Source organism: Rhizobium sp. BK008 (assembly GCF_014197345.1).
Classification (GTDB): domain Bacteria; phylum Pseudomonadota; class Alphaproteobacteria; order Rhizobiales; family Rhizobiaceae; genus Rhizobium; species Rhizobium anhuiense.
The window spans coordinates 208,917-231,336 of record NZ_JACIFK010000010.1 but is presented as its reverse complement, the minus strand read 5'-3'; the positions used below and the strand labels follow the sequence as shown (position 1 = coordinate 231,336).

At 55.9% G+C, this 22,420-nt stretch carries 18 protein-coding genes and 2 pseudogenes; 4 read left to right on the top strand and 16 right to left on the bottom strand.

Features of this window, described 5'->3' with window-relative positions:
• Positions 1 to 170: 170 nt before the first annotated feature.
• Entirely contained in the window at positions 171 to 1,169 is a 999-nt protein-coding gene (gene pseB / locus FHT69_RS30340; protein WP_183904208.1) for a UDP-N-acetylglucosamine 4,6-dehydratase (inverting), read from the top strand.
• Positions 1,166 to 2,335 carry a UDP-4-amino-4,6-dideoxy-N-acetyl-beta-L-altrosamine transaminase gene (pseC, locus tag FHT69_RS30335; protein WP_183904207.1) on the top strand — a complete coding sequence of 390 codons (1,170 nt, stop codon included), beginning with the start codon at positions 1,166 to 1,168 and terminating at the stop codon, positions 2,333 to 2,335. The genes pseB and pseC overlap by 4 nt, the downstream gene beginning before the upstream one ends.
• A gap of 32 nt (positions 2,336 to 2,367) precedes the next feature.
• Here the strand turns inward: pseC and pseG are convergent, their stop codons facing one another.
• The 8 genes from pseG to FHT69_RS30295 are packed head-to-tail and all read right to left on the bottom strand — an operon-like array spanning position 2,368 to position 12,063.
• Positions 2,368 to 3,525, bottom strand: coding sequence for a UDP-2,4-diacetamido-2,4,6-trideoxy-beta-L-altropyranose hydrolase (gene pseG / locus FHT69_RS30330; protein ID WP_183904206.1), 1,158 nt, complete (start codon positions 3,523 to 3,525; stop codon positions 2,368 to 2,370).
• An 8-nt stretch (positions 3,526 to 3,533) separates the two neighbouring features.
• Positions 3,534 to 5,882, bottom strand: a complete 2,349-nt coding sequence (locus FHT69_RS30325) for a hypothetical protein (RefSeq protein WP_183906360.1) — start codon at positions 5,880 to 5,882, stop codon at positions 3,534 to 3,536.
• The gene (locus FHT69_RS30320; RefSeq protein ID WP_047613713.1) at positions 5,882 to 6,271 is read right to left on the bottom strand and encodes a GtrA family protein; all 390 of its coding nucleotides are present in this window, start codon (positions 6,269 to 6,271) and stop codon (positions 5,882 to 5,884) included. The genes FHT69_RS30325 and FHT69_RS30320 overlap by 1 nt, the downstream gene beginning before the upstream one ends.
• Before the next feature lie 29 nt (positions 6,272 to 6,300).
• Positions 6,301 to 7,581, bottom strand: coding sequence for an NAD(P)/FAD-dependent oxidoreductase (locus FHT69_RS30315; RefSeq protein WP_183904204.1), 1,281 nt, complete (start codon positions 7,579 to 7,581; stop codon positions 6,301 to 6,303).
• Between the two features lie 10 nt (positions 7,582 to 7,591).
• On the bottom strand, positions 7,592 to 8,524 hold the full coding sequence (locus FHT69_RS30310) for an NAD-dependent epimerase/dehydratase family protein (RefSeq protein ID WP_183904203.1): 933 nt from the start codon (positions 8,522 to 8,524) through the stop codon (positions 7,592 to 7,594).
• The gene (locus FHT69_RS30305) at positions 8,524 to 9,261 is read right to left on the bottom strand and encodes an SDR family NAD(P)-dependent oxidoreductase (protein WP_210304387.1); all 738 of its coding nucleotides are present in this window, start codon (positions 9,259 to 9,261) and stop codon (positions 8,524 to 8,526) included. The genes FHT69_RS30310 and FHT69_RS30305 overlap by 1 nt, the downstream gene beginning before the upstream one ends.
• A gap of 10 nt (positions 9,262 to 9,271) precedes the next feature.
• Positions 9,272 to 10,564: an FAD-binding oxidoreductase gene (locus FHT69_RS30300; RefSeq protein ID WP_312865640.1), complete on the bottom strand. Its 1,293-nt coding sequence runs from the start codon at positions 10,562 to 10,564 to the stop codon at positions 9,272 to 9,274.
• Between the two features lie 38 nt (positions 10,565 to 10,602).
• Entirely contained in the window at positions 10,603 to 12,063 is a 1,461-nt protein-coding gene (locus FHT69_RS30295) for a UbiA family prenyltransferase (RefSeq protein ID WP_183904200.1), read from the bottom strand.
• Positions 12,064 to 12,128: 65 nt separating this feature from the next.
• Between FHT69_RS30295 and FHT69_RS30290 the strand changes: the two are divergent.
• Positions 12,129 to 12,487 (top strand): annotated as a pseudogene (locus FHT69_RS30290) (IS5/IS1182 family transposase); the annotation flags it as partial.
• 26 nt (positions 12,488 to 12,513) lie between these two features.
• Here the strand turns inward: FHT69_RS30290 and FHT69_RS30285 are convergent.
• From FHT69_RS30285 to FHT69_RS30275, 3 genes are all read right to left on the bottom strand, one after another.
• Positions 12,514 to 13,266 (bottom strand): ABC transporter ATP-binding protein, encoded by a 753-nt coding sequence (locus FHT69_RS30285; protein ID WP_047613705.1) that lies wholly within the window; start codon positions 13,264 to 13,266, stop codon positions 12,514 to 12,516.
• Positions 13,267 to 13,269: 3 nt separating this feature from the next.
• Positions 13,270 to 14,091, bottom strand: coding sequence for an ABC transporter permease (locus tag FHT69_RS30280; protein WP_183904199.1), 822 nt, complete (start codon positions 14,089 to 14,091; stop codon positions 13,270 to 13,272).
• A gap of 83 nt (positions 14,092 to 14,174) precedes the next feature.
• The gene (locus FHT69_RS30275; protein ID WP_183904198.1) at positions 14,175 to 16,934 is read right to left on the bottom strand and encodes a glycosyltransferase; all 2,760 of its coding nucleotides are present in this window, start codon (positions 16,932 to 16,934) and stop codon (positions 14,175 to 14,177) included.
• A gap of 215 nt (positions 16,935 to 17,149) precedes the next feature.
• Here FHT69_RS30275 and FHT69_RS34400 point away from each other — a divergent pair.
• Positions 17,150 to 17,321: pseudogene (locus FHT69_RS34400) on the top strand (IS3 family transposase); the annotation flags it as partial.
• 6 nt (positions 17,322 to 17,327) lie between these two features.
• Here the strand turns inward: FHT69_RS34400 and FHT69_RS30270 are convergent.
• The 5 genes from FHT69_RS30270 to FHT69_RS30250 form a co-directional block, all read right to left on the bottom strand.
• The gene (locus FHT69_RS30270) at positions 17,328 to 18,698 is read right to left on the bottom strand and encodes a DUF4910 domain-containing protein (protein WP_210304385.1); all 1,371 of its coding nucleotides are present in this window, start codon (positions 18,696 to 18,698) and stop codon (positions 17,328 to 17,330) included.
• A 62-nt stretch (positions 18,699 to 18,760) separates the two neighbouring features.
• Positions 18,761 to 20,326: a hypothetical protein gene (locus FHT69_RS30265; RefSeq protein ID WP_183904197.1), complete on the bottom strand. Its 1,566-nt coding sequence runs from the start codon at positions 20,324 to 20,326 to the stop codon at positions 18,761 to 18,763.
• A 270-nt stretch (positions 20,327 to 20,596) separates the two neighbouring features.
• Positions 20,597 to 21,289 (bottom strand): bifunctional 2-polyprenyl-6-hydroxyphenol methylase/3-demethylubiquinol 3-O-methyltransferase UbiG, encoded by a 693-nt coding sequence (locus tag FHT69_RS30260; protein WP_183904196.1) that lies wholly within the window; start codon positions 21,287 to 21,289, stop codon positions 20,597 to 20,599.
• 79 nt (positions 21,290 to 21,368) lie between these two features.
• Complete coding sequence (locus FHT69_RS30255; protein WP_183904195.1) at positions 21,369 to 22,154, bottom strand: AAC(3) family N-acetyltransferase; 786 nt, start codon at positions 22,152 to 22,154, stop codon at positions 21,369 to 21,371.
• Positions 22,151 to 22,408, bottom strand: a complete 258-nt coding sequence (locus FHT69_RS30250) for an acyl carrier protein (protein WP_047613696.1) — start codon at positions 22,406 to 22,408, stop codon at positions 22,151 to 22,153. Before FHT69_RS30250 ends, FHT69_RS30255 begins: the two co-directional genes overlap by 4 nt.
• Positions 22,409 to 22,420: the final 12 nt, after the last annotated feature.

The window sequence follows — 22,420 nt, the reverse complement described above, 5'->3', positions numbered from 1 at the left end:
CGATAGCTCCGCAGGTGATTTGCGGTGAGCAAACGATCAACGCCTGTTTGCCTGGACTGGCAGCTTCATCGGCACTCAAGTCGGACTGTATCGACGTCGCAAACCCTTGCTTGGCCGAGAACGCGTCGTTAGAAGATTTACGATTAATGATGTTGAAGAGAACGTGAATTATGCTGACAGGTCAATCGATCCTCATCACCGGCGGCACCGGGTCATTCGGCCATGCATTTCTTCCAATGACACTTGAACGTTATAACCCGCGCCGCATCATCGTGTATTCACGCGATGAAATGAAGCAGTGGGAAATGGCCAAGAAATACAGTGCCGACAAGCGAGTACGCTTCTTCATTGGTGATGTGAGAGACCGAGAGCGTCTGTACAGGGCGCTCGACGGGGTCGATTACGTCGTTCATGCCGCGGCAACGAAGATAGTGCCGACAGCGGAATACAATCCCTTTGAGTGCATCAAGACCAACATCAACGGCGCCATGAACGTCATCGACGCCTGCATAGACCGCGGAGTAAAACGCGTCGTTGCACTCTCGACCGATAAAGCCAGCAGCCCGATCAACCTGTACGGAGCAACCAAACTCGCTTCCGACAAGCTTTTTGTCGCGGGCAACTCATATTCGGGCGGCAATCGCACACGCTTTGCGGTGGTTCGCTATGGAAACGTCATGGGATCGCGCGGCTCGGTCATTCCGTTTTTCCTCTCCATCAAAGACAAGGGTGTGCTGCCCATCACCGACTGGCGCATGACCCGGTTCATGATCACGCTTGAACAAGGTGTGGAACTGGTCTGGCACGCTTTCGACGACATGGAAGGCGGCGAGATCTACGTCAAAAAAATCCCTTCCATGAAGATGGTGGATCTCGCCGCCGCCGTTGCACCGGAAGCTCAGATCGAAATTGTCGGTATCCGCCCAGGCGAGAAACTTCATGAGCAGATGATTGGCGAAGAAGACTCCTTCTACACCTACGAATATAACGATCATTTCAAGATACTGCCGGCCATCAATAATTGGGGCACCAGTGCCGAGCGCATAAAGGACGGGGTGAAAGTCGCGGAAGGCTTCAGCTATACCAGCGACAACAATAAGGAATGGCTGAGCGTTGCATCTCTCCAGACCTGGATCGAAGAAAATCGTCTCAAGATCGGAATGATATGAGTTCCTCCATTCCCTATGGCAGACAGGATATCAACGATGCGGATATCGACGCAGTCGTCGCCGTTCTGAGATCTGACTTTCTGACGCAAGGCCCTGTCGTGCCTCGTTTCGAGCAGGCCGTCGCATCCTATTGCGGTGCACTCCATGCTGTTGCGGTGAACAGCGCGACCTCGGCGCTCCACATTGCCTGCCTCGCTCTCGGACTTGGTCCCGGTGACTTGCTTTGGACAAGCCCGATCACCTTCGTGGCATCCGCCAATTGCGCTCTCTACTGTGGCGCTGATGTCGACTTCGTCGATATCGACAAGGACAGCTACAATCTTTCGCCGGCAGCGCTCGAGCAAAAATTGTTGGAAGCAGAGCGGGCGGGACGGCTGCCGAAGGTGGTCGTCGCAGTCCATCTGACCGGGCAGCCCTGTGACCTTGCGGCGATCCATGCTTTGGCGCTTCGTTTTGGCTTTGCTGTTATCGAGGACGCATCGCATGCGATTGGAGGTCGCTATCTCAACGAGCCTATCGGCAACTGCCGCTATAGCGACATTACGATATTCAGCTTTCATCCCGTGAAAATCATCACCTCGGCAGAGGGCGGAATGGCCGTTACCAACGACCCCGAACTCGCCCACAAGATGCGCCTGCTGCGTAGCCACGGCATCACCCGCGAACCCGACAGGATGACGCAACAGCCGGACGGGCCATGGTACTATCAGCAGATAGATCTCGGCTATAATTACCGCATGACCGAGTTGCAGGGCGCGCTGGGATTAAGCCAGATGGATCGTCTGGACAGCTACGTCTCCAAGCGCCATCAATTGGCGAGACGTTATGACGACGCGTTCAGCGACTTGCCTGTGATCACGCCCTGGCAGCATCCTGACGGATACTCCGCGCTGCATCTTTACGTCATTCGTGTCAAATCGGGAGAGATCGGGAAGAGTCACAAGGACATTTTCGATGCGATGCTGAAGCAAGGCATCAATGTCAACCTCCATTATATCCCGGTGCATCTGCAGCCGTATTATCAACGTTTGGGCTTTCAACGTAACACCTACCCGGAGGCTGAATCCTATTATTCAGAGGCCATAACCCTTCCGATGTACCCAACGATGACTGATGCGCAGCAGGAGCAGGTCATCGTGGCGTTGCGGGAAGCCGTTACCGCATAAGGCTGTCGATCATCCCGATCAGGGACGGCGGATTACCTGGCAGGCGGCACGCCTGCCATCTCGGACGCCACCTTCACTGCCCCCAAACCATCAATTCCTACCGCAAAGACGCGCTCCACCATTGCCTCGAGGCCATCGCCGATGAGAGCCGATAGGGCTTTCGGCAAGCTTTCGGCAAGGGATTCGGGACCGTTCGGATCCAGCGCGATAACAGCCTTTCGCGATGAAAGCGCGTGAGCGCTTTGCCTTTGATTATCCGCCAGTATGACAGTGAGGCTGGGCAAGCCGAGACAGCAGCGCTCCCACGCGCTGCCGCCGGCGGCGCCTATCGCGAGATCGCTATCTGCCATCAGCAGCGCCATATCGGTCACGTCAACACGGACCTTTGCCGGCCAGGGCATCGACCGCGCCAAATTGCGCACACCTCTCAGCCATTGCGATTGAGAACTCATAACGACCGTAATCTGGCACGATGGAGATAGCGGAGATCTCTTCAACGCCTCCAGAATGTCCGATGTCACGTTGTTCCTGTCCACTCCGCCCATGGTGATAAGAAGCTGCTGCAGTTGCGGCGTTCTCCGGCGGGCCAGGCTGTAGTGTCGTAACTCAGCAAATTCCGGACGCAGCAGCGCATAGCCCGGACCCAACAGAAGTCTGCAATTGGCAGGTACTTTGCCGGCATACTTCTGCTCACCGGTTCCGAGGTTTTGATCCAACAACAAGTCGCAGTCGTGGACGCGATCGCCGAGATCATCGATCACCATCAGGCGATCGCAGAACGGGCGAAGCCTTTTTTCCCACCGGAAATCGATTGCGTAATGGTCGACGACGATCCAGGACCATTGCCCGCTTCTGCTCAGCAGCAGGCATTGATCTGCATCGGTTTCCTGAGCGACGCCCAGCCAGCCGGCGTGAGACAAGACAGGTTCGCCATCGGTAACATTTTCAGAGCCGCCATCCAACCTGACCAGGATATGCCCGGCATCCTCAATCAGCCTTCCAAGGCTTTCGAGCATGAACCTCGCGGCAAAAACGCAGCGGTAGCCGTGGGCCTTCAGAGTGTTCGCCAAGGTCAGGCACCGCATCACGTGGCCTGCTCCGATGTCAGCGGACGCGTCAGCACGAAAGAGAATTTTCTGCGTCATTTCACAGATGAAATCCCGATCTTGCGCGCCCGGATCTTGCATCATCGACTACCCTATTCTTCAGCGACTGAGCTCCAGTAACTCCAATCCCAGGCACATCCGGCCTTGCACTCGGTTTCAAGCGTGATCTCGTGAACATCAGCCGGTACGGCGAAACTCTCTGTCTGCTCGCCGCGATCCGCCTCTACAGCGGCTGGATCGAGACATCTTTGTGCTAGGGCCTGTTTTCCATTTCTGGCGAAGAAACATACGCCATCCGTGTGACCGCCATCTTGCCAGCCGCCAGGCCGTATGCCGAACGAGAGCGATAGCTTTGATGAGGGCGTCACCGGTAGACGCAGTACAGCCGGCGCATGGGCCAGCAGTCCCTCGGGCACCCGAGAAACAGTCGCCCCATTCAGCGCATTCGCGCGTAAAAGCGGGAGAATTTTTTCATCGCGCAGCAGGGCGTTTTCGATGATCGGTCCGCCGGAAGCCTTTCTGAGGACATCCTTGTCGAGCTCGGTAAAAGTCACCGTAATCGCCGATTGATAGAAAAGACCATGCCGGACCCCCGACTTGATTTTGACCGACTGCGCGTGCCTGAGATCCGGGTAATCCGAGTGCCCGGAAGAAACCTTCAAGTATGCGACAGGGTCGACAACCAGCGGTGAAACAAGAAAACCATCGCCTGCCATCCCGGGTATCAGCCGGTAGACGCCGGTCGATCCATCGGAATAATTGACGGATATCTCAGACATCGGCGGTCGGTAGATCAGCTCCGCCAGGCGCCCGAGAAGGGTCGGCCGCATGTCGACTGCGATCATGATCGGGTTGTCTGTTTTCGGCAGCTGAACGTCCTGGCCGAGTTCCGTCTGAACTTCGATATCCTGCTTTTTCACGCCCGATACCGCGGTCGGACGCTTCCGCAATATGATCTGCCGATCGGTTTCGATAAAAGGCTCATATCTGGCAAAAAATAGCGGCCACAGCGCTCCCTCGGCGGAAGCCGGATGCCGCCCGTCGATCGAGCCTGGGGCCATGATCAGGTATTCCGGTGCTTCAGGGCCGTCATAAAAGGCTCGAACGCGCTCAATCAGTTCTGGCGTGTAGGAGGTATATTCCTGCACAGTCGGACGAGGACGGTAGTCGAGGCCATTCCCGATGACATCCGATTGCTCTGACTGGATGATATCAACGGAACCGTTCAACGCCGGCAGCGGCGTTTTTTGGCGAATGGCAGCCAGAGAGGCGGCATTCTCGCCTTTAAGCTTATCAAGCCAAACGGTTGGCTGAAACAGAAACTCGCGTCCTCGAACCAAGCCTTCGGATATCTGTTGCGGCAGTGTCCGAATATTTTCTGAAGGCAACATCTTATAGGCGACATAAAGGGCGGCATAGCTCGGCATAATGCAGACGCAGGCCATCGGGATCAGGAGCTTTTTCCATCGCGTCCCTACGTAGGATGCTGAAAATCCGACCGCCGTAATCACCATCGCCAACGCGCTCCAGGAGATAAGCGTATGGAGATCATGGCGAACAAGCCCAGCCTTGAAGGCAATGAAAAGAAAGCCGGCAATGACGAGAGGTCGGGCGATGAGGATGTCGTAAGGTATGCTGCCAGCCCGCGATGCGGCATCACGAAGAAGGACCACGATGAACACCGCCGCGATTGCGAGCCAGATCGCAAGATCCGCCACGAAGACGGACAGGCTCATTGCGCTGGAATAGCCCCCGGAAACCTGCAGGCTCGCGACCAGGAACGCAGGCAACTGCGCCAGAGGCTGGCCGGAGATAAACAGGCCCGTGTAGAGCCCGGCCACCATCACCAGAAAATGCAGCGGAACTCGTCGGCGACGCACCGCCACGACGTCAAGCAGCAGCATGGCCAGTATGGACACCGGGAATGTGGAAAACTTGGCGAGCGCGAGTATGCCCGATAGATACGCGCCTGCAATCGTTACCGGCAGCCCCCGTTTCGAGTCATTCTCGAACCCGTATAGCGCGCCCAGAAGCGGCACGAGCAGCAGCAGGGTGTCCTTGGAAATCATGCAGATAGACACCAGGACCCAACCTGAAATCATGCTGAGGACGTTGCCGGATGCGGAAAAAAGCAGGCCTAGCGCAAGAGCCACGAAGGCGACGATGCCAAGGGATATAATCGCCACGGCGAAGGCGGTTATGGGCTCGAACTGCTGGGTATAGAGGCTGGATAGAGGGCCACCGGTAAAGACGAGATCTGTGCCGAACAACAGGTGATGTTCGACACCGTAAGCCAGAGCCGCCTGCCACGAAGGGTCAAGGCCTGACCGCACCGGATGAAGGGCGAGCGGCTGAAACTTGAGATAAAGACTGACGAACAGAAGCAGAAAACCGACTGCAGCGATCCACCATGTTTTTCCCGGTGCAGACGTCTTCAACATCACCGATGGCTCCCGAACGTAAAGTATTTATGGAGAAAGTAACTTGTTGCTATCGGGCTCAGGACGCCGATGACGTGAGCGACTGTTTCCGCATGGAAATTAAACCCGACAAGCGGAACGACGAAGTGGACAAGTCCGACGCTCACAAGCCAGACCTGCGCGAATGCCACGAAATTGACAAGGCCGAACCGAATATATTCATGGCCGACATGCCGCCCCGACTTCTCGAAGACGAATATCTTCATCAGCACATAGGCTGTCGACATGCCGATCAGGTATGCCAGCACGATGGCCGGCGTGTAGTCCATAATCGTCGACAGCGCGATCCGTGAAAGAATGTTGGCCGCCGCCGCGATCCCGCCTGATACTGCAAATCGGACGAACGGCATCGAGAAAAGGCTGACGACCCCGTCCCTTATCAAGTCAATGCCTCCGCCATATTCCGGCCGTAGCGGACACTTTCAGCAATCCCGCGATCCTCGGGATAGTAATAACAGGTGTCGGCAATCTGCAGGCCGGCGATCGGCGTCTGGATCGGCGGCAGCTTGTCGAGGAAGTTTGGTTCGCAGACAGGCTGCGCGTGTTTCAGCCGCCCGACCTTGGCCTCTATGAGATCGTCCCGGGTGATCGCTGGATTGACCTTGCGCAGATAGCCAAAGGCCTCCTCAACGAACTGGCTATCGCTCCATTGCCACTTCGCCTGGCTGGTCGGCATATAATAGGGAACATAGACGATCGTGCTCTCGACCGGCCGTAAGTTGGAAAACTCGATCAGTCCCGGAATCTCGATGCTTTCATCGACGATATTGATCCAGAAGTTTCGGCTGACGGATTTCTTCAGTTTGAACAGCAGGCAGACGACGCCGATGTTTCGGATGGCGTCGTATTTCGCTTTCGACGCTTCCGGCAGAGACGGGACAAGCGTGGAGATATAAGGTGTCGGCACAGTCGAAATGACGGCGTCCGCGGGGAAGAATTTTCCCGCCGCCGTCACTCCCGTCGTCCTGCCTGCCTCGGTCTCGATACGCTCCACGGGCATCCCGAGATGCAGACGGCCGCCTTGCGTCGTGTAGGCGGAAACAAGGGCGTCCACGAGCGTCTGGCTGCCGCCTTCGATGTAACCCAGTTCCTCCTGAAAGAGGGAACGCCGCGAATTGCCAATGCGCCGGACCCGCGTGGCAATCCAGGATGCGGATACGTCGTTTGCGAGCTCATAGAACTTCAGTTCCATGAGGCGCTTCCAGAGCGTGTTGTACACTTCCCGCCCCGAACCGCCTTCCAGCCACTCTCGGGCGGTCTTGCTTTCGATAGAAGCGAAGCTCTTCGCCTTCGTGGTCAGGAACATCTGCAGACCGGTGCGAATCTTGGCAATGAGGCTGAGATGCGGGAATTTCAACAGACTGATCGGATCCCCCCAGGAATGGATCTGTCCCTTCATGTAGTAGCCCATCGATGTCGGCCGCCAGCGCATGCGATCGCCGATACCGAGTTCCTTCATTAAGGCAAACGTCGGTTCATCCGATTTGCATACGAAGTGGTAGAACCGCTCGATCGACACGCCGCCGAAATCGAAATGCGCCGCCATCCCACCCGCGACGCTATCCGCCTCGATGAGATCAACGTCGTGACCTAAACTCACAGCTCTGTGCGCTGCCGCCAGTCCCATGGCGCCAGCGCCTATAACCACAACCCGGCTCATGTCACGTCTCCTAAAACTCCAATACGATGCTGCTGTAAACCGGATCCAGGTAGCTTTGGCGGATCGCTTCGCGCAGCGGCGTCGGTGAAACATCGAACAATCCCGGCCAATCGATGACCGGAAACGTCTCAGGGATGACGAGAGCCTCAAGCTGACTGGTCGTAAAGGGAGGCTTGCTGCTGAACTTGCCGTAGACGAACAGCAACAGCCAGAACAGCCGGTAGGGCACCCTGATGATGCGTGCTCTCGGCTTCACGGTGTCATGAATCATTCGAATCACGTCGCCGTAGTAGATCTGCTCCAGCCCCGATATGTCGAAGCTCCCGACCGGCTTGTTGCGCAGCGACGAAATGATAATGGCTGCGAAATCGCCGACATACAGCGGTTGGCGGATGAATTTTCCGTCGCCGGGGATAGGAAAGACAGGCACGCGGTCCATGAAGCGGCGAAGCCAGCCCAGATGCTTCCGATCGAACCACCCGAACATCAATGTCGGCCGCAACACAACATGCGGGATATCGGTTACAGTGTCGATCAAACGTTCCTGCGCAGTCTTGGAGCTTGTATAGAAGTCCTCGGCCTTGGAATGCACCACGGATGACGAGATGTGCACGAAATACGGGACGCCGTGCTTGCGCATAGCTGCGACGATCTGCTCGGTGGCCACGACGTTGTTGTCGATAAATTCCTGCTCGTCGAGGCCGCCGATCTGCGCCTGGTTCAACAGAACGGCAGATGCGTCGGCAAGAGCGTCCTTCCATGGACCGTCCACCGCAAGATCGGCTTCGATCACCTCGATTTCGGGATGAAGCCGGCGAAGCAACGCGGTATTGCTCGGATGTTTGTCGATACCCACGATCTGCAGGCCGGGCTCGCTCTTCAATCGAGCAATGACGTTCTGACCGACCAGACCGGCTGCTCCGGTAATGACTATCTTCGACATCAAATTTCCATCCGGTTGAAAATGGCGCTCGGAAGGTTCCGAATGATCAACATGATGTAGCGCCAGAAGCCCGGAGCATACGCCACCGGGCCGCCTCGATACGCACGCGCATGAACGATTGCCGCGACTTGTTCCGGCTTGGCCCAGAGCGCACCCTTGCGGTTCATGCCCTCGGTCATCGGTGTCATCGTCGGACCGGGTTTGATGAGCACAGCCCGCGGCCCCTTATCGGCAAAACGATGCGCTATGCCGACAACCAGCGCCTCCAGACCAGCTTTCGACGCCCCGTAGATGAAGTTGGCTCGGCGGCCCCTGTCGCCTGCAACCGAACCGATGACGGCGAGCGTGCCGCGGCCCTGCTTCTCGATAATGTTGGCCGTCGCAAGGCACCACGCGGCAGCCGAGTTGAAATTGACCCGCAGGATCGTTTCCGCCTCAGTCAAATCGCGCTCGGCCTCGCCCTGATTGCCGAGGATGCCATAGGCCAGGAGAACGTGATCGACGCCGCCAAGCTGCCTTACGAATGCGCCCAGCCGCTTCTCGACGTCAGCCGGGTCACCGAGATCGCTGATGGCAACTTCGGCGGTCTCCGCGCCACGCATCTTCAGATCCGCTGCAGCTTGCGCCAGACGATTTTCGTCCCGCCCGACCAGCAGCAGGCTTGCGCCTTCTGCTGCATAAAGCCTCGCGGCCGCAGAGGCGATCGCCGAGGTGGCCCCTAAAATGATAACCCGCAATGGAGCCCCCTTACTCTTGCGATACACGCTTCCAGAAATGCGAACTGAACCCGCTATCTACGTATTTGGCGAAGTCCTGCCAAGCCGGATAACCGGCCTTGAACATTCGTGCCGGCATACGGCCATCCTTGGCAGGGTAGAGCCGACCGCCCGCTTCCAGCACGATATCATCGAGCCGAGCCATCAGCCTCGAGGTGGTCTCGCCATGATTTGGAAAATCCAGCGCCAATGTCGTTCCCGGTCGCGGGAAAGACAGCATTCCGGGCGAGGAAATCGCGCCGAATGTCTTGAGAACGGCTAGAAACGACCCCTGCCCGCTGGCGGAGATGGTCTTTAGCATTTCTTTCGTAGCGTCTTTCTCGACGGCCGGCGGTACCACCGACTGAAACTGATACATTCCCTTGCTGCCATACATCCGGTTCCAACGCCCGATGGAATCGAGCGGATAGAAGAACTGATATATCGGTATGTTCTGCTTCCCGGCCTTTCGCTTGCCGTTCCAGAAATACAGCGAATTGAAAGCGCTGATCGAATAACGGTTCATGCAGAGGCTGGGAAGGCTGAGCGGCATCGTGAACTTGGTGTTCCCGCGGCCCGGCAGGCGAGAGCCGGTCTTTGCGTGGTTGCCACGCGTGAAAATTCCGCGACCCAGGGATGCGCCTTTTGCGAGGCAATCGATCCAGGAGACCGTGTAGTCGAACGCGTTGTCGCTCTCGGCTGCCAGAGAGAAGAACATGTCGAGATTGTCAAAGGGAATGTTTTCGGCATCCATGACCGCGCTCTCGATCGGCAGGACTTCCAGTTCAACCCAGGTTATTGCACCGGTCAGCCCCAGGCCGCCGATCGTCGCAGAAAACAGCTGGGGATCGCTTTCGAGCGTTAGCTCAAGTTCCTCGCCGTTGGAGCGCATCAACCCGATCCTGCGGACCCAGCGTCCGATGGTGCCGTTGATATGATGGTTCTTGCCGTGAACATCGTTTGCGACGGCGCCGCCCATCGTCACGAAACGCGTGCCGGGTGTCACAGGTAGAAAGAATCCCTGGCGGACGATGACCCCGAGCAAGGCGTCGAACGACAAGCCTGCTTCCACCCGAACAAGGCGGCGCTCTCGATCAAAGTCAATGATCCGGTCGAGACCGGTCATATCAATCAATCCGCCTTCGGGATTGAGGCCACTGTCACCATAGGAGCGGCGCAGGCCCGTCGCCAAAAGCGTTCGCCCTTCCTGGCGGCCGGACAGCACGATGCGGGCAAGCTGGTCTCGCCAGGCAGGAAAAGCTGCATGGTGTTTCGCCTGCAGCACATTACCCCACGAACGGACATCGGCCGGCTCGAATCTGGTCATAGTGCGGCCAGGAACAAGATCGCCACCACGACGCCGAGACCAGCGCTGATACGGTCTCGAATGGCAAAGCTGACCGGGTCGTCGTTCATCTTCCCCCGGTGTGCCAGAAGCCAGATTCTGCCAAGCCAAATCGACAGCATGATAGGAATTCCACCCAGGAAATGCGGAGAGGAATAGGCTTTGCCAGGCAACATTTCCTGCAAGACGAAGATCATCAGGACGACGAGCGACGCCAGAGCGGTGCCGATACCGAGCGAAAGCGTCAAAGGCGCGTCCTCGATTTCGTACCCGCGACTCTTGAGACTTAGGGACCCGCTGGTCGCTGCCCGCACAATTTCCGTATGACGTTTTGCCACGGCCAGCGAAAAGAACAGGAACACGGCAAAGGTTAGCAGCCATGCCGGCTTCGAACTCTCGAGCAAGACCGTCCCCATGATGAGGCGTGTCGTGAAAAGTATGCCGATAATAAGGGTGTCGAGCAGAGGAACCCGCTTCAATCCCAGCGAATACGCTCCCGTTATCACCAGATACGCAAGGAGGGCGAGCGTGAATTGCGGGGACAGCAAGGCCGCGAAAAAGAAACCGCCTACCAGCAGCCCACCCGCAAGCATGAAACCGGCCCGGATGGACAGTTTGCCGCTGGCCAAGGCCCTGTAGCGTTTCGACCAATGCTGGCGATCCGTATTGAGGTCGGCAATGTCGTTGAGCAAATAGGTGGCAGAGGTGACCGCCAGGAGACAGGCGAATGCTGAGACGGTTTGCAGAATGAGTAAGAGGTTGGTCCATTCATGGGCCAGAATCAGTGGAACAAAGAGCAGAACGTTCTTGGTCCAATGATGAACGCGGATGGCCTTCAAGAACTCCCTGAACTTCAGTGACGGCGAATGAAATTCGGCGATCACCGGCAGGTTGCGCCGCTTGAGCTCCCGCGCCACACTTTGACTGACGCCGGCGGGCACGACGCCCTTTGACGCCTGCCAGACAGGCAGGTCCGCCGCATGGTCACCGACATAGATGAAGCCGTCAGGAAAGCGACCTTCGAGATACAGCGCCTTGGCCTTGCCTTTCAGATTTGAGCTTGAAGAACCGACGGCCGAGGCGAATATGCCGACTCTTTTTGCGACCGCGTCTACCACGGATTGATTCGCGGCCGAGCAAAGATGGAGTTCATGCCCCTCTTCTGCCTTGCTGCGCAACCATTCGACGAGATCCTCCCGAAGCGGTAACACCTCGTGGGTCAAGTCGACTTCTTTCGCGAGCGCAGCCTTCAGTGCATGGCGGCCGTTCACAAGCTGTCTCAGCGCGTGAAACAGAACCAGCGGTTTACGGAAAAGCGCAACCGCAGCGGACTCATGCAAGGTGTCCGACAGGATCAGCGTACCATCCAGATCCACAATGATAGGCAATTTCGGTTCTGGGTTCAGACAACCGTCAAACAACTGATTTGAAGTCTCCATGACCACCTAAGTCTATTTTTCTGCCGACCATTCGCTATACGGAATCCCAAGACCCAATATCAACAATGATTCTGGCCTGGGATCTGTCACGGGGGTCCAATAACACACCAATCGGGTTGTGGCGATCTGCAGCGCCCAACCGAAGCGAATTGTTCGGCGACATGGAACAGCATGTTTCGTCGCTAAAGCCAGTGGAGCCAAAAGGGTGTCTGGTGGCATTTCCATGAGGCGATATCGGACGACAGTGATTTCGAATAGCTGATCGTCGATAGCACCATCATTCGCGCCCACCAGCACGCTTCCGACGAGAAAAAGGGCTAAAGATCAGGCCCTTGGCCGTTCTCACGACGGCTTGACCACCAAAATCCAGATGGCCGCACGTGGCCTTGGATGTCCTGTTGGTCTCGTAGTGACCGCCGGCCAGATCATCGAGTAACTCGCTGGTTGCACCTATCCGAGCGACTTGGTGTAAGCTGCAAGGACATCGTCGATAGGGCCACGCATCCGCATGCGACCGTGCTCCATCCAGAGGCCCTCCTTACACCATGCCCGTAACAGATCGTTCGAGTGAGACGCCATCACCAGAATTCCGGCGTTGGAAATGAAGGTGCGCATCCGTTCCTGCGCCTGGGCAAGGAATGCCGCGTCGCCTGCGCCGATACCCTCATCGATAAGCAGTATCTCCGGCTTGATCGATGTCGAGATCGCGAAGGCAAGCCTTGTCGACATGCCGGCGCTGTAAGTGCGAAGCGGCATATCGAGAAATTCGCCCAGCCCCGTCAAAGCACCGATCTCTTCTGCGCGGGCCTCGATCTCCTTGCGGCTGTATCCGAGATACATTCCCCGCAGAATGATGTTTTCCCAGCCACTTGACTCGGCATCCATACCGAAGCCGATGTCGAACATTGATGCGACTTCGCCGTCGATCTCCGCCGTTCCGATCGACGGTTCGTAAATGCCGGCCATCACCCGCAGGATTGTCGATTTGCCTGCGCCGTTGTGGCCGAGCAGGCCAAGGCGCGTGCCATGTTCGATATCCAAAGTCAGACCTTCGATCGCCCGAATGACGACCGAGCCAGTGCCTTCACGGGGCTTTATCTGTCCGCCTGTGGCTGAAGCGAGAATACTGTTCTTCAAAGAACGATGGCTGGCGCCGTAGATCGGAATGTCGACCACGACATCCTTCAGAGAAATTTTAGCCAAGGATCAGCTCCAATAGACGACGCGTGCGCGGTAACGGGCGAAAAAGACCGTAGCGATCACGCCAAGGGCAATCGTAATGCCAACACTCGCCGTCCAGTTGAGTAGAGTGCCCGTTTTTCCGAGCAACGGATCCCGGATGATTTCGATAAAATGATAGAAGGGATTTGCGGTCAGGACCCATGCGCGGCTTGGCATCTGGTCGGCACTCCAGATGATTGGGGTCATGAAGAAAACGATTTGCATAACGCTTCCAATGATCATCGGCACGTCGCGAAACCGCGCGCATAGCGGACCGAGTATCATCGATATAAAAAATCCACTTAAGACAACAAGAAAGAGCGCCGGAAAGAACAGAAGGACATTCCAGCCCGGATTCATCAGAAATACAATAGCGATAATTATATATATTAGAAAGTTATGCACAAAAACAAGAAGCTGACTCCAGATGAACTGAAAGATAAACATGCTGACCGGCATCTTGATCTGCCGCATGGCTCCACCGGCAACGGCGAATATCCTGCATGCCCCGATGATAATTCCGTTTATCAGGCCCCAGACGATGAGACCTATCGCAAGCCTGGGCAGGTAATTCGCGACATCGATCTTCAATATCTGGGAATAAAGCACACCGAGACCAAGAACCATCATTCCCATGGAAAGTGTGAGCCACAACGGACCTATGATGGAGCGGCTGTATTGCGACTTTATCTCTCGCCAGCCCAGGTAAAGCCATAGTTCACGCTGGTCGAACCCACCACGGATATCATCCAGCGCACGCATGGTATTGCTTTTAGCTCGCGTCGCCATCGTGCTCTTCTCGATCATGCTGTTCCATCGTTGTCTCCTGGCGCAGGCGCCGTGAACGCTCGATGGCAATCGTAAACTTCAATTTTTTGTCCATCTGGATGTCAGGACGCCGAGGTGGGATCAATATCGTTTCGCGGAGGCCATGCAAGTGAAAAATCTTCGTATTCCAACGTCAGATTAGGGTTGTAAGCCGGATCCGCCATCAACACCTTCTCCCAGCGCCGGAGCATGAAAAGCACCTCGGATTGGAAGCGCTCTTTCTTTTCGGCAGTATCTTCTACCCCGCGCGTTGCCGACTCGTGATGGCGCAGTTCAGCGTAGGGCGTCCAGACATTCCGGAAGCCCGCCTCTCGGAGCTTCAGGCAGAAATCGACATCATTGAACGCGACCTTGAGATTTTCCGCGTCCAGGCCGCCGACCAGTTCGTATGTGGATTTTTTAACGACAAGACATGCCGCCGTTACCGCGCTCAGTGTTTGCGTGAGCTCGCCCCGCGAGAAATAGCCATGTTCGCCGCGTCTCAACATCTTGTGGGCATGACCGGCCACCCCGCCGATACCGAGAATGATGCCGCCATGTTGCAGCCGGTCATCCGGATACCACAGCCGCGCGCCGACCGCTCCGACCTTCGGCTGCATGGCGATCGCCACCATTTCGCTCAGCCAATCCGGAGAGACGACCTCGATATCGTTATTGATGAGGCCCACATATTCGCCGTCGACAAGACTGACGGCCTTGTTGTTGATTGCGGAATAATTGAAAGCCTGTCCATCGCGAACGACTTTCACCCGCTCGTGCAACCGAATTTCGTCGAAATAGCGAAGCGTCGCATGGTCGTCCGAATTGTTATCGACGATCAGGATCTCAAAATTGGGATAGGTGGTCTTCTCGAGAATGGAGCTGACACACTGACGCAGAAGCCGCAATCCGTTTCGCGTTGGAATGATCAGGCTTACCTTCGGAGGATTGGGCGGCAAATCGTACCGCGCCCTGTACATTCCAGTCGGCAATATTTCGATGTGACCAGCCAGCCCCGTCCGATGCAGATGTTCGTTCAGGGCGGTTTGACCGGCGATGGCGGCATAATTTTTGTTGCCGCCGCTTTGCGCCGTGCTGCCGGAATGGCTTCGCCAGTGGTACAGCACCCGCGGGATATGGCAGATCTGCCCCGGCAGCAGGCGCTCAGAGAAGCGCAGCACCAGATCGTAATCCTGCGCGCCTTCAAAGCCCTTCCGAAAGCCGCCGATAGCCCGCACATGATCCATCCGGTACGCGCCAAGATGGCAAACCATGTTGTGCGACCGCAACAGATCTGGGTTCCAGTCCGGCTTGAAGTAGGGATCATAACGCCGGCCGTTTTCGATCTTGTCCTCGTCGGAATAGATCAACGCAACGTCTGGCTCACGGCTGATGGCACGACCGACATAATACAGCGCATCTTCCGTAAGAAGATCGTCCTGATCGAGAAGAACCATCCAGCTGCCGGACGCGAGTTTCAATGCGGAATTGGAGGCCTCGGATATATGCCCGTTCGTAGCGCGATAAACAACCTTTATGCGCGGATCAGCAGCGGCGAATTTTTCAAGAAGGGGGCGTACATGCTCGGACGTCGACCGATCGTCCGCGATGCACAACTCCCAGGACGGATAGAGCTGCGCCTGCACAGACGCGATCGCTTCCTTCAGCCAATCGACCTCAGGGTTGTAGACCGGCATGACCACCGAAATCAGCGGCGGTTTTTCCCACGACGCAATTTCGGACCGAATTTTTTCGCGTCCCACCTCATCGAGGCCGGAATATCGCTTAAGCCAGCTCTCATAGTCGTTGCCGGAAAGCGGGTTGCCTCCATGACGCAATGCCTTGGCGCGCGCCCATGCTGTTTTGCCGCCTGCCAACCCATCCCGCCTCAGGATGTTCAGCGATCTCTGTGCAAGGCGCGCATAACCGCCATGTCTCTTGGCCAACATCTGCATCATGCTGGCAAGCTGCGGAATACGCGCACCCGCGCGGTTCGCCAACCGGAGCGGAGCCGTCAATTTCCAGCTCGTCGAAGACAGCATCATGTCCATCGCCTGGCGATGTTGTTCGAAGGCATTGGCGATACGGTCGCGATCGGCCGTCAGCAGCTTTGCCTGCTCCCCAATGACTCCCAACTGCTCACGAGCCACATCTATCTGGTGATCAAGAGAATTGACGAGGCCCAGCCTCGAGTAGAGCATGCGGTTGACGGCTTGTTCTTCCGGCGTAAGAGCGCAGAGAGCCTTCAACGCCTCCGGCGCGTTCTTGCCCACGACGAGAACGCCCAGACCATTGCCGTGATGAAACTCGAAGTTCGGATGCGCGGCCGAAATCTCCGCCCAAAACTTCCAGACACCGAAGTCGCCGGTCTCTACTCGCGTATCATGAAACAGGACCACCGCTCTGTCGGATAGCGCGCTTTCCCAACTTTGAAAGTCTTCCAGCACATCCTCATAGCGATGGCGCCCATCGATATGCAGAAGATCGACGGATCCATCGGCGAACTGAGGCCTCGCATCGGCAAAAGTCGATCGCACCATGGTGCCGAAGCCTGGATATTCCTTGAGCAATTCGGCTCGGAGTGAATCGTGCACTTCAGACTCGTAGAGACCGGCATGCTCGTCGCCTTGCCACGTATCTATGGCGTAGATTCTTGTGTCGATCCCACCCGCCTTGGCTGCCTGGCAGAATGAAAGAAAGGAAAAGCCGTTATGTGTCCCGAGTTCGACCACGGTGCGAGGCCGCAGCTCCTGCATCACCCAGAAGGCGAAAGGCGCATGTTCGAGCCAGGCCGATTTTCTGACGTGCTGAGAAGGTTCGAGCGAATTTTTGGATACAAGCATTTAGCTCTCTCTCGGCATTTGGAACACTGCGTTATTGAGTTTAGCTTCTATCGATAATTGCTGTGTTGGAAATAGGGTATTTGACAAAAGGGCTTCCCACAGGATTTTGCCACCGGAATTATCCAGTTCCGGCCTCGTGGCGGACCAACTTCTGGTGGATCGGGTTGACAATGATCCGCTTGCCGAATTTGTCGTGAATATGCCGCGCCAGAGCGGTCGATACGGTCTCTCGCTTCTCTCCGGCGGCAGACGCACACTTCAGCTATCGGGGCGAGGATATGGTTCAGACACTGGAGCGGGTGTGCCGGCAGATCGCTTATCCGGCAGCGATCCGCGTCGAAGATGGTAGCGAATTCATCTCTCGTGACCTTGATCTGTGCGCCTACCTAACCCTTAAGCATTTGACGGCTGGGCAGGAAGCGAGAGGTCCTCGACAAGCCCAACTTCAACCAGTTTCAGGACGATGGGATAGATATCCCAAATCGCCACGCCGATCCTATTCGACACCTCCAAAAGCGATGTTCTGCCGTCGAGCTGAGAGATAACGTTCATCATCAGTCTGACGGTTGCGCCCGAAGTCTTTGTGGAAATGGTGGGATAGAGGCCCCGCTTTCCAAGCTGTGGCTCGCCGAGAACATTGATCTTATAATGACGGTCCTGTTCCACCGCTAAAATTGCGCCCTGAACGGCTCGAATAGCCCCACCAAGGCCAGCCGGTGAAATAAGATCCAGATTGTCGAGCGACGTATGATACTCCGGATAAACGCCGTATTTGGATCGCATAATTGAGGCAACTGGCAAATCGATACCGGGGGCGCAATATTGCCGTTCGTCGCTGCCGCGGTCCCACCAAGAATAGCGCTCAAACTCGCCAGCGACATGCTCTAAGGCATGGAGCACCGCGCGATCTGCCAGCGTATTGCCGTCCCTCGACGGCAGGAAGGAATAGGCGCGGTCATCGCCCACGCAGGTGATGTTGAACCCCGCACGCATTCTTTCTTTCATAACCCCCAAATTGCGACTGAGATAGCAAATAGAGCCAATCGTTTCAGGGATGAATATGACGCGAAATGAATAGGGAAGCCTATCTCGCGAGATTAGCCATTTGACAATCTCGGTTGTAACAACTGGACCAGAAAGTTCATTGTTTGCCATGGAGGGATGACAAATATAGGTGGATAGGAAAATTTCTTCCGCACTATCACCGGCGATGAGAATTTCGCCGTAATTCAGGTTGCCGGGCGCGAGCGTAGAGTCAATCCGAACCCGATATTGTCCAGGTTTCAACGACAAGCGCTGATGATGACTGAGGCAAAATCCCCACCGGCGGGAGTAATAGGACGTAACATAGGGTATTGCATCCGGCTGGTCTGGAAGCGAATAAAGATGCGCTTGCAGATCGTCCAAGGACAATTCGCAGTTTACCGGCTCCGAATATCCCATCAGATGGAGATTGTTGGCCTTGAAATCGACGATACGATTGCCTTCCGGATCTTCGATGTAGGCTTCTCGAACGTCCCATTCATCCGGTACGACCCAGTCAAAGGCCTGGGTGCCCGAAAGAACGGAATGAGTCGTCAACCCAGGCATTTCCCGCGTCAATATCGCAAGCGTTTGCCTCACGCCGGGTCCAGTAATCGACCGGTTGATCGGAAACAGCTCGCAAGCCAGATCGTAGGCAGCTTGGCCCGATTCGTGCGCTGTACCGGAATTCATTGGTTCAGCTATCCTTTCAGGCCAACCACCACGCACGCCATCACGCATTTCTCATTCCCCCAACAAGAACCTGACGTAGTCCTCTGCAGACGTCGCCACGCCAAGAATCCTCAAATGCTTCCACGAGGAAAACTCGTCTCAGTCTCGTACCAACGAAGATGCTGCTCCGCCAACATGTGATAATAGGCCGGATCGGCGCAGGACCTGATTTGCCCGATGACAAAATCGGTATCACCGACTTGCAAATACTCAGCATCGAGGGCGGTATAGTCGACAATAGGAAACTCCCGAACAATCAAGCCGGGGATGCCGCGCCCGATCCCCTCCAAGAGCGCGGTCGAGCCCAGCGAGACGGTTGAGAATATCATGTTTGGGAGATCCAGCTCCTTTGTCGTCTGCTCGGTGAAGCGAAAACGATGGCCGATCGGGAAAAACTGTTCAAGCCAGTCGGCCTCTTCCCAGTAGGCTTTCGGCTTAACAAGAACCTGAAATTTGTCCGGCAACTCGCCGAGCGCTCCGAAAAATTTCCGCAACGCCGCCTTATGCGCACGACAATCCAGCGTCGGCATTCGGTTGAGCCGGTGCGCGCCAGCAAAAACCACTATGTGAACGGGCTCTTCCAGCGCGTAGGAGCGGGCGCTGGAGGCCTCAGAGAGCATGAAACTCGAGTCGATATTTACGATTTCAGAGGTGAGCGCTCTAGACCACATCCGCTTGGCGCTCGCCGTAATAGCAGTCACACTGGCTAATGCATCGTGTTTTTGAAAGGGAACATGGCCAGCATTGGAAGAGTGCGGCCACAAACGGATATCTCCGCCAGCGGCGGCCACGGCGTGGCTTATAAACGCACCTTCTAAAAATAAATGATCGCAGACATGGGCCTCGCGGGCCTTGGAGGCAGCTACGGCTTTATTGGCATTCTCCCACGCCGCCTTCGACAGCCCTCCCACAAATGTCAGAAAGGCATCGGTGAGTTTGGGAGGTGGATTGGAGGGAGCGAAGATTGAAAATGCCTTGCAGGCTGAGACAATATCGAACGACACATTGATGGAAGGCGGGTTATCAACTTCGCTCCATAGGTGGATATCGGCTGCCGCTGCCGATGCCGGGTCACGCACGGTCCCGACGAGAGCAGCCCGCCCAATCGTAGAACGCACCTTGTGGGGATCACGCATTCCATCCGGCTCGAAAACCTTTTCGAACGTTGTCGTGGGGATTTTGGCGTCCACGCGCGAGTGCCACCAGGCAGAGTTTGCGACAAAATTCAGTTCACCTTTTCCGCCGGAAAACCGGTTCGACAGCTCTTGAGACCTTGCAAGCAGAAAACTTCTAGCACCGCGCCGCCTTAGTTCCGCGACCAAAATGAAGGGCTCAAGTTCATTGTATGCCCAGTGGTTGAGACACGTTACCTGCCCGCTGTCGATGGGGACAATAATAAGGCTCTCGCCAAACTTCTTATGAAGAAACCGTGCCAGATGACGCATCGGCACGATAACACTGATCTCGGTCCAAACGGCAAAAAACCACGCAGCCTCCAGAGCCGCAGCCTCGGTCGGTGAATTTGGCGCCATTACTCGAGCGAGACGCCGACATATCCTGCCCGATAACGCCAGTGACAGCCGTATACATTCGGAAAGATCAAAGGCGCCAAGAGCGTAGTCGCCGTCGTCGTTCAATGCATCGATAGCTTTCCTATCCAGAACCACAGACCAGTTTAGCGATCGCTCATATAGTTGCGCATCATTTACAATTATAATATCCGAAAAAGACGTATTCTTTAGAAGACGATCAAAGTTTCTACGTCGGAAAAAGTCAGCTATCCTAGCTAAACCGGTTCTCATCTTCCTCAACGGAACAGTGGCCCGGCGTCGCAATTTTTGCAAAAGCCCACGTTGCCAATGGCACCGACTAATCGTCTCCTGGTCGACTTTTCTCATTAGGCTAGATCAAACCTTTCGCTGCGCACAAAAGACGTGCCAATGATAGGGCAATCCAAACCACTCCATGTCGAGATCAGCATGGCAGAAGTTTTCGAATTTCGGCTCAAAAGACTCGACCAGATCGGCACGGTCTTTGATACAGCGCATGATTTCGCCATCGCGCAGGCCGAAATAGTCGTTCGCAATGATTCGATAGCCGGTTGCGTCACTTGCCTTCGAATCTTGAAAAATGAAGTTGGTTTTCTTTGGAAGAGAAGCAACGATCCAGCCTCCGGGTTTTAAGACCCTGGCCATTTCCGCGACGTGAGCACCAAACCGCGGGCCGCTCAATGACATGTAGTAGCAGCTGTTCCATGTCAGGAGACGGTCGAAAAACGAATCCTCGTATGGCAGGGAACCCGCATGACCGGCGCGGATGTCTACTTTCACGTCGTAGGCTTCCATCCGTCTGCGTAGCGTACTGCAAATTGTCTCGCTGACCTCGACTGCGCAGACATTGAAGCCTAGTCCGCTTAGGAATGGCAGATGTCTGCCGTCGCCGCAGCCCATATCCAAAATGGAAAGGTTTGCGTGATCGCGCGGCATCGTCAGCGCAGGAAACTTCCCCTTGAATATCCTTATCACGCCTTCCGCGGGGTAAGCGATCGGACTATCGCCCGAATAAAGCTCACCCCAGGCCTTTTTTGAATCATAGCCCATTCCAACCCCCATTCATATGAATCTCGTGCGACCGACCCGTCGCTGCGGCCTCACGTGCCCAGCATCGACGCCATAATTTTCAAACGACCAGCTTCTCGTGCCGAGCGGTCAATACATAAGGATTCCTCTCGAGCAACTCGCCGAGAAAATCGCGTGCCTTCCGGCATGATTGCGCAACAATCTGTCCGCGTCCAAGCGGCACTATCTTTGACAGGCCGGCGGCGACCGATGCATTGTGATAATGTTCAAATTTTGGAACGGCATTTGGATCGGCAAGTGAGCGGCCAGTGTAGACGATTTTCGCAGCGCGCGGCCTACCATGGTCGATAATCGTTCCCACCATCGGGATATCCGAGCGGTAGGCGACGCCTAATTCGCGTTCCACCCAATGCAGATAGGTAGAGCCGCTATCGAGATTCAGATTGCATATAGTCGCATCGGCCTCGTACAGCCGTGCCCAGATACTGCGGGGACCAAAGCAGATCGGGTCAATATCGCGCGTTAGACTGTCAGCTGAACCACCGAGAGCCACAACAGAAAGCATCGGGTCGGCGGAACGGCGCCCCATTCCATTTGCGATTAGCCAGTTGCCCAGCCCGGAGGTCGTTGAAACGCTCTTCTGAAGATCGAAAATGCCATCCTGTTTGTCGGAGCTGAACGAATAGGTAAAAACAGGCAGAACAAGGGTCCCGTCCGGTCCAAGAACGGACTTAAACGCGGCGAGCATGATATCGATAAGCTCGGACATATTCGCGGCGCCGGCTACCGGGCCGAAAAACGCTATATTGGCATGGCTGAAAACAGTCATTCCTGCGGTCAGCCCCGCAGACCGCAGGGCCTCAATAATATCGCCCTTGGTAATCATGCTGCGCTTTTCAAGCTCTCGACGACCTCGGCCAAACCTCGAATGGTTTGAAGGCGTCGATCCTGAAACGCCTCGGGTGTAAATGTGAAGCCGAATTGCGCCTCCGCTTCGAGTAGTAAATTCATGAGCGCCATGGAATCGAGACGCCCCGAGGTAAAGAGATTTTCACCGAGCTTTGCTTCTTTACCGAGCCCCGAAAAGCTCGGATCGATTTGCTCAACGAAGGCACATGCCCATTCGGTCAGATCCGTCACTGTTGGAACCCC

What these genes read in the sequence shown, in the direction of transcription:
- pseB (WP_183904208.1), top strand. Translation starts at nt 171, where the DNA reads ATGCTGACAGGTCAATCGATCCTCATCACCGGCGGCACCGGGTCATTC.
- pseC (WP_183904207.1), top strand. Translation starts at nt 1,166, where the DNA reads ATGAGTTCCTCCATTCCCTATGGCAGACAGGATATCAACGATGCGGAT.
- pseG (WP_183904206.1), bottom strand. Translation starts at nt 3,525, where the DNA reads ATGATGCAAGATCCGGGCGCGCAAGATCGGGATTTCATCTGTGAAATG.
- FHT69_RS30325 (WP_183906360.1), bottom strand. Translation starts at nt 5,882, where the DNA reads ATGTTGAAGACGTCTGCACCGGGAAAAACATGGTGGATCGCTGCAGTC.
- FHT69_RS30320 (WP_047613713.1), bottom strand. Translation starts at nt 6,271, where the DNA reads ATGCCGTTCGTCCGATTTGCAGTATCAGGCGGGATCGCGGCGGCGGCC.
- FHT69_RS30315 (WP_183904204.1), bottom strand. Translation starts at nt 7,581, where the DNA reads ATGAGCCGGGTTGTGGTTATAGGCGCTGGCGCCATGGGACTGGCGGCA.
- FHT69_RS30310 (WP_183904203.1), bottom strand. Translation starts at nt 8,524, where the DNA reads ATGTCGAAGATAGTCATTACCGGAGCAGCCGGTCTGGTCGGTCAGAAC.
- FHT69_RS30295 (WP_183904200.1), bottom strand. Translation starts at nt 12,063, where the DNA reads ATGGAGACTTCAAATCAGTTGTTTGACGGTTGTCTGAACCCAGAACCG.
- FHT69_RS30280 (WP_183904199.1), bottom strand. Translation starts at nt 14,091, where the DNA reads ATGATCGAGAAGAGCACGATGGCGACGCGAGCTAAAAGCAATACCATG.
- FHT69_RS30275 (WP_183904198.1), bottom strand. Translation starts at nt 16,934, where the DNA reads ATGCTTGTATCCAAAAATTCGCTCGAACCTTCTCAGCACGTCAGAAAA.
- FHT69_RS30270 (WP_210304385.1), bottom strand. Translation starts at nt 18,698, where the DNA reads ATGCGTGATGGCGTGCGTGGTGGTTGGCCTGAAAGGATAGCTGAACCA.
- FHT69_RS30260 (WP_183904196.1), bottom strand. Translation starts at nt 21,289, where the DNA reads ATGGGCTATGATTCAAAAAAGGCCTGGGGTGAGCTTTATTCGGGCGAT.
- FHT69_RS30255 (WP_183904195.1), bottom strand. Translation starts at nt 22,154, where the DNA reads ATGATTACCAAGGGCGATATTATTGAGGCCCTGCGGTCTGCGGGGCTG.